The sequence below is a fragment of the Nocardia sp. XZ_19_369 genome, from assembly GCF_015355715.1.
In the GTDB taxonomy this organism is placed as follows: Bacteria; Actinomycetota; Actinomycetes; order Mycobacteriales; family Mycobacteriaceae; genus Nocardia.
The window spans coordinates 35,454-46,761 of record NZ_JACVED010000012.1 but is presented as its reverse complement, the minus strand read 5'-3'; the positions used below and the strand labels follow the sequence as shown (position 1 = coordinate 46,761).

Annotated in this window: 9 protein-coding genes and 1 pseudogene; 4 read left to right on the top strand and 6 right to left on the bottom strand. The window is 67.8% G+C overall.

What is annotated here, in order from left to right:
• Positions 1-472 precede the first annotated feature (472 nt).
• Positions 473-754 (bottom strand): hypothetical protein, encoded by a 282-nt coding sequence (locus tag IBX18_RS36415; RefSeq protein ID WP_194837998.1) that lies wholly within the window; start codon positions 752-754, stop codon positions 473-475.
• Positions 755-952: 198 nt separating this feature from the next.
• Here IBX18_RS36415 and IBX18_RS43530 point away from each other — a divergent pair.
• Both IBX18_RS43530 and IBX18_RS36410 read left to right on the top strand, forming a co-directional pair.
• Positions 953-1,132: pseudogene (locus IBX18_RS43530) on the top strand (helix-turn-helix domain-containing protein); the annotation flags it as partial.
• Between the two features lie 36 nt (positions 1,133-1,168).
• Entirely contained in the window at positions 1,169-2,155 is a 987-nt protein-coding gene (locus IBX18_RS36410) for an integrase core domain-containing protein (RefSeq protein ID WP_228542351.1), read from the top strand.
• Between the two features lie 260 nt (positions 2,156-2,415).
• Here IBX18_RS36410 and IBX18_RS36405 read toward each other — a convergent pair whose 3' ends face one another.
• From IBX18_RS36405 to IBX18_RS36385, 5 genes are read right to left on the bottom strand one after another with little or no spacing between them, the layout of a single operon-like run.
• Positions 2,416-4,416, bottom strand: a complete 2,001-nt coding sequence (locus IBX18_RS36405) for a tetratricopeptide repeat protein (protein ID WP_194837996.1) — start codon at positions 4,414-4,416, stop codon at positions 2,416-2,418.
• The gene (locus tag IBX18_RS36400) at positions 4,413-6,266 is read right to left on the bottom strand and encodes a hypothetical protein (RefSeq protein WP_194837995.1); all 1,854 of its coding nucleotides are present in this window, start codon (positions 6,264-6,266) and stop codon (positions 4,413-4,415) included. Before IBX18_RS36400 ends, IBX18_RS36405 begins: the two co-directional genes overlap by 4 nt.
• Positions 6,267-6,296: 30 nt before the next feature.
• A complete protein-coding gene (locus tag IBX18_RS36395) occupies positions 6,297-7,589 on the bottom strand; it encodes an ABC transporter substrate-binding protein (RefSeq protein ID WP_228542350.1) in 1,293 nt (430 codons plus the stop codon).
• 31 nt (positions 7,590-7,620) lie between these two features.
• On the bottom strand, positions 7,621-8,979 hold the full coding sequence (locus IBX18_RS36390) for an SPFH domain-containing protein (protein ID WP_194837994.1): 1,359 nt from the start codon (positions 8,977-8,979) through the stop codon (positions 7,621-7,623).
• Positions 8,980-9,411 carry an NfeD family protein gene (locus IBX18_RS36385; protein ID WP_194837993.1) on the bottom strand — a complete coding sequence of 144 codons (432 nt, stop codon included), beginning with the start codon at positions 9,409-9,411 and terminating at the stop codon, positions 8,980-8,982.
• A 150-nt stretch (positions 9,412-9,561) separates the two neighbouring features.
• Here IBX18_RS36385 and IBX18_RS36380 point away from each other — a divergent pair, with 150 nt between their 5' ends.
• On the top strand, positions 9,562-10,389 hold the full coding sequence (locus tag IBX18_RS36380) for a DUF3097 domain-containing protein (RefSeq protein WP_147142369.1): 828 nt from the start codon (positions 9,562-9,564) through the stop codon (positions 10,387-10,389).
• 90 nt (positions 10,390-10,479) lie between these two features.
• Positions 10,480-11,295 (top strand): hypothetical protein, encoded by an 816-nt coding sequence (locus IBX18_RS36375; RefSeq protein ID WP_194837992.1) that lies wholly within the window; start codon positions 10,480-10,482, stop codon positions 11,293-11,295.
• Positions 11,296-11,308: the final 13 nt, after the last annotated feature.

Genomic DNA, 11,308 nt, shown 5'->3' with positions numbered 1-11,308 from the left:
TCTTTAAGCGCGCGGCCCTAGACGGGTACACCCCAAGACACCCCGCCAAGGTTCACCTTCCCGATGGGAGCAATCAACGACTCCCCAGGCGGACGGTCCAGTGAGCTGAAGACCTCGCCAGGTTTTCCCGTGAGTAGTGCTGGGCGCGTCGTGTGCCGTACCCGGCTTACCTCCGCAGTCGGTCACGCGGCGCTCGGTTCCAGCGTGGTCATCTGGCTGTGGTTGCGTTCCTAGAGCTCCGAGGGGTGGAACACGTTGAGGGGTATGGAGACTCCCAAGTCGTGCACATCATTCGCAGACGGTCAGCGCCCCATGAAGGGTGTACACGGTCTGCGAGATCACCCCAACGCTGGCGGCGCGGTGGTTGCCAGCAAGATCCGCACTGGCTCTCGGGATCCGCACCCACTACGGGGACCCCAAGTGGGTGCGGATCCCGAGAGAGGGTGCGGATTTCGCTGGCAGCGGCCCGCTTTCATGATCGACGGGCATGGAGGGCGGAAAACGCGAGTAAGCCCGCCATGATGTCCCACTCGAAGCCGAGCCAATCACCCAGCGGGACATAGGGGTCGGAAAACGCGAGTAAGCACGCCATGACGTCCCGCTCGGGGCCGAGCAGATCACCCAGCGGGACATAGGGGCGGGAAAACGCGAGTGAGTCCGGCGTGATGTCCCACTCGGCATGCGGCTGCTCACCCAGCGGGACATAGCGGCGGCGAGCCGTGCGCTTTGGTGCCACTGGGGTTCGGTTGATCATGAACGGAGCTCCAGGGGGTACGCGAAATCGCGCCAATGCTGGCGGGGCGCGGTGGTTGCCAGCAAGATCCGCACTGGCTCTCGGGATCCGCACCCACTACGGGGGTCCCCAAGTGGGTCTCAACTGACAGCACATCCCTGACACTTCGGTGACAGGACATCCCGGACACTGATCGGTTCGTCGGTGCAGTGTTCATCGATGGGCCAGAAGGTAGTCACGATGGAGCAGAGGCTTGCTGCTGTGTTCGCTGATGTTGCTGCTGGTAGGTCGACAGTTGTCGGGGTGTGTGCGGAGCTGGGGATCAGCAGGGACCGGTTTTATGTGTATCGACGCCGGTTCGCTGAGGAGGATTTGGCTGGTCTGACGCCGCGCTCGCGCCGGCCCAAGACCAGCCCGACCCGTACCGGGGAGTTGATGAGCGGGTTGATCGTGGCGGCCCGTAAAGAGCTCGAACGCGAGGGCTGGGACAACGGCGCCCTGTCGATCCGGGCTCGGCTGCTCCACGACGGTGTCGTGGATGCCCCGTGTGCTCGCACGATCCACCGCGTTCTGACCCGGGCCGGGATGGTCGAACCCGAACCCCGCAAACGCCCCCGCGCCACCTACCGGCGCTTCGTGTTCCCCGCCACCGACGACTGCTGGCATATCGACGCTTTCGAACACACCCTCGCCGATCACGCCGCAACAGTGGTGGTGATCTTCCAGCTCACCGACGACCACTCCCGCTACGAACTCACCGACCTCGCCTGGGCGCGCGAGGACACCGAAGGAGCCTGGCGATGCGTCGCGACCGCGATCGAACGCTATGGACAACCACGAATGATCCTGTCCGACAACGGCTTATCGTTTACCGGCAAACACATGGGCATCATGGTGTCCTTCGAACGCAACCTCGCCCGCCTGGGAATCAAACTCATCACCACCGCACCACGACATCCCCAAACCAACGGCAAAAACGAACGCGCCCACCGCACCCTGCGCAAATGGCTCACCGCCCAACCCCCAGCGACCAGCCTGCCCGAACTACAAACCCTGCTCGATGACTACCGGCCCCTCTACAACACCCGACCCCACCAAGGACTACACGGCACAACACCAGACCAGACACGTCTCACCGGCCGCCGCCACACACCCCACACCGACCTCGCAACCCCCTACCTCCTAGCCCGCGAAGCCACCGTCACCAGCCGCGGACTGGTCAACATCGCAGGCGCCGCCATCCCCATCGGCACCGAATACGCCGACCGCACAGTCACCGCCTTCGTCCGCGACGACGACGTCCTGATCTTCTACCGAGAACAACTCGTCCGAGAACTCACCCTCGACCGCACCCGCAGACGACAAGACCCCATCCGCCCCCGCAACGGACCACACCGACCTACCCTCAACTACAACCCATAACTGTCCGGCATGTCCTGTCACCAACTGTCAGCAATGTCCTGTCACATCACAGGGTCCCCAAGTGGGTGCGGATCCCGAGAAAGGGTGCGGATTTGGCTGGCAGCGGGCTGGTTCATCTCCCGCTGGTCTTGAAAGCCAACGGCACCGCTTCCCTTAGACGGGCGCACTCCTCCGCCGCCCCGCGTGCGGTGGGTGGTTTTGATGTGCACCGTGTCCCTTCGCGGGCAGGCTCGCGCAGCTCGGTGTGCCAGCGGTCCAGGTCAATGGTCGTCGGCGGGGAGGGGCCAGTGGTCGATGTGGGTGAGGACGGCGGTGTCGGCCAGTATTGTGCGGGCCTTGCTGAGGTAGTGCTGGAGGTGGGGGGAATTCTGTTGTAGGCGTTGCGATTCGGCTAGCCAGCCGCTGGCTTGGCGTTGGACTTCGGTGGTGGTGAGGGGGTGGTCGGCGGGGAGGAGGGTGCCGCCGTGGCCGGGGGCGACGAGCATGGCGGAGCCGAGGTGTTTGAGGCAGCGGGCGGTGCCGTGGTCGTCGGCCAGGGTGCGGTAGGCGGTGAGGGCTTGTTGCCAGGAGCGCAGGGCGCGGCGGGGTTCGCCGCGCGACCACCACACGATGCCCATGGTTTCGCGGATGTGTGCGCGGCCGTCGGGGTCGCGGCCGTCGCGGGTGAGTGATTCGGCGAGTTCCAGGCGGTCTTGGGCGGCGTCGAGCCGACCTTGGCGGATGTGGACGACGGCCAGGTTGATCAGCGCGCAGACCTCGCCCGCTACGTCTTCCCGCGGGAGGAGCCACCAGGCGGACTCCAAATGGGCAACTACAGCGTCCAGGCTGCCGGAGGAATCCGTCGGTGGATCGGCCGGCCCAGGTGGACCGGACGGCTCAGGCGGATCGGCCGGCTCAGGTGGACCGGGCGGCTCAGGCGGACCGGACGGCTCAGGTGGACCGGGCGGCTCAGGCGGATCGGACGGCCCAGGCGGCTCAGGCGGACCGGACGGCGCAGGCGGACCGGACGGCGCAGGCGGATCCTGCGGCGCAGGCGGATCGAGCGGTCCAGGTGGTTCGAACGGCCCAGGTGGACCGGTCGGCCCAGGCGGATCGAGCGGCCCAGGCGGACCGGTCGGCCCAGGTGGATCGAGCGGCGGACGCGCATCGGTCGGCGGACGCGGATCGGTCGAAAGCCATTCGGCCAACTCGCGCAATGCCTCTTCGTGTTCCCACCGAGCGGCCAGACTGGTGGACACGTTGCGGGGCCGGTAACGCTTCGGTCGTTCGGTCAGCTGTCCCGCCCGCATCGACGCCAGATCCCGGTGCAGCACAAGGTCTTCCATCCCGTGCACCCGGCCCAGTTCAGCGGCCAGCAGGAGGTTGCGCTCCGACTCGCCGATGCGGGCATACCACCCGTCCAGCGCATCCCCGATTCGCACCAGTTCCGGCACCAGCGTGGTCGGTAGGTCCGAACCGAGGTCCGCGCAGGCGCTGACGAGCTTGCACAGGTCCGACTCTTCGGCTTCGAACCAGCGGCGCGACCCGGCGGCGAAGCGCACCGAATCCAACGCCAACGCCCACCGAGCGGCTCTATCGGCGTAATAGTGCACGAGCGCGGTCAACGCCGCAGCCCATCGCGGACCCGCGATCACCTGCTCTTCTCGGGGCTGTCCAGGTACCTCGAGTAGTCGATAACGTTGCGCGGCACCGGTTGCCACGCGGCCGTCCTGTAACAGGTCACGGAGCAGCACAGCGGCCGTTCGTGGCGACTCGTCCTGTGTCCACGGCAGCCGAGCCGGTGCGTCGAGCGCGGCGGTCAATACGGCAAGCAATGCGGCCGTCTCGAATTCGTTGACCGGCAGTTCCCGCAAAACCGCGACTACGTCATCACTCCACTCCTCGATGACGCGCGGCGGGTCCGGCTCCGGCCGCGGCCCAACCTCCTCCGTAGAAACCTCAGGCCCCGGCTCGACCAGATCAGCGATCATGTCGAGTTCGTGTGCTGTACGGACCTTTTCGCGATACCGCTGCACGAACCGGTACCCCACATAGACCGCTGCCGCGACAACGACGAGCACCGACAGCCACCGTAAAGTCCCGGCCGCCACCTCGACCGCAGGACTCTCCCCGAGCGAGTTCACGACCACATTGCGGGCCAGCTCGAACAGCAGCGCATAAGCAACCACCGACGCGGTCCCCAGAAACCCCTGCCAGATAGAGGATCTCGGCGCGCTCGGTTCGACCGACGACGCGCCCTCCTGCTCGCCGGGATGACTCATCGCAACACTCCCCCGGTCAGCCCCGGCACCAGCCAGCGCCGCCACGTCGCCAACAACAACGCGACCGGCAGAATGGCCGACATCAACGCACCCGCCGCCAATTGTGCCGAGTTCTCACTGAATTGACGCGCCTCGCCCCACAGCAACAGCGACCACGGCGTCGCCCCCGCGCCGCTGATCAGCAGTCCGATCACGAAATCGTTCCAGACCTGGATGAATTCGAGCACCGCCACCGCACCGAGCGCCGGACCCGCGGTGGTCAGCACGCGCCGGGCGATCGTTCCTGGCCCCGCCAGACCGTGCAGTGCATCGGCAGCAGGGGTGCCGGGCGCGGCCAGCAGAGCGCCGCGCAGCACCAAAATCGCGATCGGCAGACCAGCCGCTGCGTGCAGCAGAATCAATGGGATTCGGGTGCCGGAGAGCCCATAGGTGTCGATGAAGGTGTTGACCGGTCCGAGGTAGCTCTGCACCGGCAGCACCGAGAGCACCACCAGCGACACCACCGCGATGTTCGCAGCAGGACGGTTAGGGCGCAGTGCCGCAAGCCGATACGCGACCGGCACCCCGGCGGCGACCACGACGACGGTGGCCAGCCCGGCCACCCACGCGGTCGTCTCCAGTGACCGCAGCAGGGCCGGGTCGCGCCACATGCGGGTGATCGCGCCGAAGCCCCACCCGTTCCGATCTCGCAGCGCCGCCAGGATCAGCGCGACGATCGGAAGCAACGCCACTCCCGAGACCGCCAGCATCACCAGCACCCGCAGCGGTTTCGCCGGATGCCGCGCCACCTCCACCGTGTGCCGCCTCGGCACCGACCAGCTCGTCTTCTGGGTGCGCACATCGGGCTGCAACAGCCAGGCCACGAATCCGACCAGCACCGCGAGCGGCAAACCGTAGGCCGCCGCGACACCCGCCTCGATCTCGGAGTCGACGGCCAACCGCCACCAGTGCACGGTCGCGCTGTCGACTTGGTACTGCATCGAACCCGGCACCCCGATCAGCACCACATCGAACACCCTGGCCGCGGCCACTCCCACGGCCAACCCGACGATCAGCATCACCGGACGCAGTTGGGCGTCGAGCCGCTGCGCCAACGTCCCCTTCTCGCCGCGATACAGGTAACGGGCGCGGGCCGGATCGGACTCGATGGCGCGAATACCGGCACGGAACAGCCCCGTGACGAACCCGAACCAGGTCCACAGGAACGCCGAACCCAGCATCGCCGCGAACCAGAACCGGTACACCCCAACGCTTTCGATGCCGAGCCGATCCCCGAGGTACTGGAAGATCAGTCGAAAGGCGACACCGGACACCACCGCGGAGATCCCCACCGGCACGATCAGCGGCCACCACAACCACCGCGAATCCCTTCCCCACCAAGCGATCCCGAGCGCCACCACCAGCAGCACCACCCCGAACAACACCCACACCAACGTGCGCACATACGCCCAACTGCCGTCACGCCCCAGCGCGGTCCCCAGCACCACCAACCCCGCGACAACCAGCCCCAGCAGCACCGGCCACAACCCCCACCGAAGCCACGTGGCCCGCTGATCCCCCCGCTGCCTGACAAGCTGCGTCACCCCGACCGCACCGACCGCGACGAGCGCACACGAAACAACCACCAGCGGCCGAGCCCGCACCGCACTGACCACCGTCCACACCACCGGCACCACGACCAGCGACACCGTCAGCACGGTCGCAGGCAGCCCGGCTACCAACCCTACCCACCGCCGCGGATGACTCCCCGCGACCAGTGGCCCGCGCATCCGCCGGGTAGCAATCTCCAAACGCAGCCCGTGCGAATCGAAGTCAGTGCGTTCGGTCGCCGCGTCAGGTGGCTCGGTCATCGCCACCCCCAACGCCGCGTCGCCTCGTCATCACCGCCGCCGATCCACCGCATCGAGCGCGGCGATCGCCCGATCGGTCGCATCATCGAGCTCTTCGATCTTCCCGTCCCCGACAGCGATCAGAAAGTCGGTCAATATGCGCCACAATCCATTTCGCCCTCCGACCGCACCGATCCGATCGGACAGATCGAAAGCACTGCGCGTACTCAACGTGCGCGCCGAGGGTTCGAGGAAGCTCGAATACCGGGCGTTGGTGCGCAGATTCGGCGCGATGAACCCGTGATACTCCTCGATCCACGGCAGCGACGCGGACGGTTCGGCAAGCGCCGCAACCACTTCCATGGCCCGCTCGGTCGCCGACTCGGTCACCACCATCACATCACCGCCCACGATGCGCGGCGGGTTCTGCCCCGAGGTGACCGCCGGAAACGCGGCGACCCCGACCTCGTCCTCCAAACGGCGACCGGATCGGCGCACGGCGGCGCGCACGATGGGTTCGGCGAAGTCCGGCACGACGACCATCACCGCGCGCCGATGCTCGAACACCTCGCGCACCGCGTCCGGGAACTGGCGGGTCAATGCGGCCGCGATACCGCCGGGAAACGCATGCCGATGCCCCCACAGCGCACCGAGATGACCGAATGCGGCACGCACCGCAGGACTTTCCCAAGAACGACCATTTCCGTCGACCGCCACTTCGTCGTAGATCCGCGGCGATTCGGCGAGCAGCGCGTTCTCGAACAGGTCGGTGAGCACCCAGCCGTCCGCCGCACCGAGTGCGAGCAACCGCACCGGCGACTCGGCGAGCACCTCCATGCGGTCCAGCCAGTCCATGATGGTCCAGCCGGCCGGGTCACCGAGGCGGTACTTGTCCGCCAGTCGCCGGTTGTACCAGACCATCGACTTGTCCGCCGCCTTGAACGGCACGCCATACAGTTTCCCGCTGTACTGCACCAACTGCCGCCACACGTCCGGGTAGCGCGACCCGCGCTCGTCGGACCACAGCGTCTCCGCGAGCGGCCGCAGTTTGCGCTGTTCGGCCAGCGCCCGCACCCGGCCGGCCTGCGGCAGCATCACGATGTCCGGCGCCGAGCGGCCACCCGCGGTGAACGCCGTCTCGATGTCGTCGCCGAGCGGCACGACATCCACCGGGCGGTCGTAGCCGAGGCGGGCGAGCACCGCGCGGAACGCCGCCAGCTCGGACCCGCTCCAGGACACCCCGATGCGGACCGCACCGGGGTTGCCGAGCAGCAGGTCGGGGGCGCAGGCGGCCGCGAGTGGCGCCACGAGCGCCACGTGCAGTAGTTCCCGCCTGGTTCGCATGACCCCCCGGCCACTTATGTCGAGATACTGCCTACTTGGAGAAGTTCTCCGGCGGCTGCCACGGCCTGCCGTGCGGGTCGTCGGACCGGTAGGTCGGCGGCTGCTGTTGCTGCGGTTGTTGCTGCGGCGGTTGCTGCTGACCCTCCTGCTGCGGCGGCTGCTGCGGCGGCTGCTGCTGCGGCGGCGGCTGCGGAAGCTCTTCCTGCGGCGGCGGATACGCCTTTTCCGCAGAGGAAATCACCGACTGATGCGGCGACGCCTGGCGGGGCGTGACCGGCGGCGCGGCCATCAGGTCATCCACCGGCTTGCGGGCGGTCTCTTCCGCCGCACGGACCGCGCGCTCGATGGCGGGGTCGGGCGCGGTGTCGAACCAGTCCGCGACGTCGTCGGAGTCGTCCTCCACCTTGGTCGGCTCACCGTCGGAGGCGGGCGGCTCGTAGCGGAAAATACCGTCCTCGCCCTTGGCGCCGAAGCTGGTGGCGAAGCCTTCGAGGGCCTTTCCGAAATCGCTCGGCACCAGCCACACCTTGTTGGCGTCGCCGCGCGCGACCATCGGCAGCGTCTGCATGTATTGGTAGGCAAGCAGTTCCGGCGTCGGCTTGCCGTTCTTGATTGCGGCGAAGACCTTTTCGATGGCCTTGGCCTGACCCTGTGCCTGCAGGTAGGAGGCGGCCCGCTCACCCTGCGCGCGCAGAATGCGGCTCTGCCGTTCACCTTCGGCCTCCAGGATCGCCGACTGCTTGGCGCCCTCGGCGGAGAGCACCTGCGCCTGCTTGGAGCCCTCGGCCATCTTGATCTGCGATTCGCGGGTGCCCTCGGCGGTGAGGATCATCGCGCGCTTCTCACGATCGGCCTTCATCTGCTTTTCCATCGACTCCTGGATGGACGCGGGCGGGTCGATGCTCTTCAGCTCGACCCGGGCCACGCGCAGACCCCAGCGGCCGGTCGCCTCGTCCAGCACGCCGCGCAGCTGGCCGTTGATCTGATCGCGGGAGGTCAGCGTCTGCTCCAGGGTCATGCCGCCGACCACGTTGCGCAGCGTGGTGACGGTGAGCTGCTCGACCGCGGCGATGTAGTTGCTGATCTCGTAGACCGCCGCCTGCGGGCTGGTGACCTGGAAATACACCACGGTGTCGATGAGCAGCGTCAGGTTGTCCTCGGTGATCACCGGCTGCGGCGGGAACGACACCACCCGCTCGCGCAGATCCACCTTGGCGCGAATGCGATCGGCGAACGGGACCAGGAACGTCAACTGCCCCGACACCGTGCGCGAATACCGGCCCAGCCGCTCGATCACCGCCGCTTCCGCCTGCGGTACCAGCGCGATCGACTTGAAGACCACCACCACGACCAAAAGCACGAGTACAGCGGCAACGATCAGTACAGCCATTTACGGCCCCTTCCAGACGATGGCGGTCGCGCCTTCGATCCTCATGACATACACCTTCGTACCGGGTTCGTACACCTCGGACTCGTCCATCGGCCGGGCGGTCCAGACTTCCCCGCCCAGTTTCACCTGGCCGGCATGCGCGGCCACCTCTTCCAGCACCAGCGCCGATTTACCTTGCAGCGCATCCACGTTCGTCGGCGTCGGCGGCGGGGTGCCGAAGCGGCGGCGCAGGATCGGCCGCACCCCGAGGAACAACACCAGCGTGAGCACCCCGAAGACGACGGCATCGACCACCAGCGAGGTGCCCGCGATCGCGCTGACGCCCGCGGTACCCAGCGCGGCGGTACCGAGCATGATCAGCGTCAGGTCCCCGGTGAGCATTTCCGCCGCCGCGAGCAAGATGCCCGCGACCAGCCAAATTATTGCGGCCACGCAACCACTGTAGTGCGCCGGTGATGATCACGGGCGGCACTGACACGACTACAGATCTCGGGTGATCACGAATCGCGCACGCGTGTCGCGCGGCCATATCGGCCGCGTCGCAGTACTGAAATCGCCAGCGGCGGTGCTAGCTTCGAGCGGGTGAGCGGGCATGACAGCTATGGCGGCGACATTTTCTCCGGACACTCCCGAGCGAAGAAGCGGGTGGTCCCGCGGGTTACGGCGGAGCGCGACCTGGTGGTCGAGGACGCGGCCAGCGGATTCTGCGGCGCCGTGGTGGGTTTCGATCGCAGCTACGACGGTGAGTTCGTGAAGCTCGAGGACGCGCGCGGCGCGGTGCGGCTGTTCGCGCTGCGCGAGGCCGCGTTCCTCATCGACGGCGAGCCGGTCACGCTGATCAAGCCGACCGCCACCGCGCCGAAGCAGCCCACTCGCTCGGCTTCCGGCTCCACCAGGGTCGAGGGTCTGCGTGCGCGCGTCGCCAGGACCAGCCGGATCTGGGTGGAGGGTGTGCACGACGCCGCGCTGGTCGAGCGGGTGTGGGGGCACGATCTGCGGGTCGAAGGCGTGGTCGTGGAGCATCTGGAGGGTCTGGACAATCTCGCCGAGCGGCTCACCGAATTCGAGCCGGGACCGGGCCGCCGCGTCGGGGTGCTGGTCGACCACCTGGTCACCGGATCCAAGGAGACCCAGCTCACCACCGGGCTCGGCCCGAACGTATTGGTCACCGGACATCCGTTCATCGACGTCTGGCAGGCGGTGCGCCCGGCCACCGTCGGGATCGCCGCCTGGCCGCAGGTGCCGCGCGGCGAAGACTGGAAAACCGGCATTTGTGATCGATTGGGCTGGGGCACCCCGCAGGAGGGCTGGCGGCGGGTCTACGGCGCGGTCGAATCGTTCCGCGACCTGGAGGCGCCGCTCATCGGGGCGGTGGAGCGCCTGATCGACTTCGTCACCGAACCGGAATAGCAGGTCCGCGCGAGTGACTCGCGTCGCTGCTCAGGAATGCCGTTCGCGGGAATGCCCGCGAATAACCGTCACCCTTTATGCTCGATAATTATGTGCTCTCCTAGTGCCACGCTGACGGTGTGGGCCGGCTCCTGGCTGGCCGGCTGTAGCGCGCCCGACGACGTCCTGGCGGCCCTGCACGCGTGGGCGCCCCAGCACACCATCGCCGCGGGCGATCCGGTCACCGGTGGTCGCACCGACCTGCCGTGGTCGTCCAGGGGCAACCTGCCCGGGACCGGAATGATGGCGCTGCTCAAGGTGATTCGGGAGAGCATGGCCCAGCCCGGCGCCCAGCTGCGGCTGGTGCTTCCGGTGCCAGGCGACGTACGCGGCCTGCCCACCGGCACCGCCTTCGCCGCCGACGCGATCGAGGCGGAGGAGGGCCTGCTGATCGGGGTGCCCGGCACCGAGGGCACCGGCCTCATCCCGCAGTGGACCGACGAGGACACGCTCCAGTGGTCGGTCTACAGCACGCCGATCCCGCCCGCGCCCGGCCAGGACATGTCGCTCGGCGAGGCCGAATACGCGATGCGCGAGGCGGTTCGCGATGCCGCCGACGCCCTGCTGCAGCTGCACACCACCTCGGTCGGCTCGGCCGAATCGGACCCCCGCGAACTCATCGAGGCCGAGCTCGCCGACTACTCCCGGCACGACTACCCGGACTCGATTCCGTTGCGCGCCAGGAAGATTCTCGATACCGCCGATCACGTCGCCGCCATACTCACGGTGGCGCAACGGGAACCGGCATCCTCACCGACCTCGGCCAGCGCGATCGGCGCGCAGGAGTCGCTGCTGCGCCCGCTGTGGGACGCGATCCGCGCGGCGCGGCTGGTCGCCATCCACGCGGCGGCGCGCAGCACGCCATGAGCCGCGCGCTCCC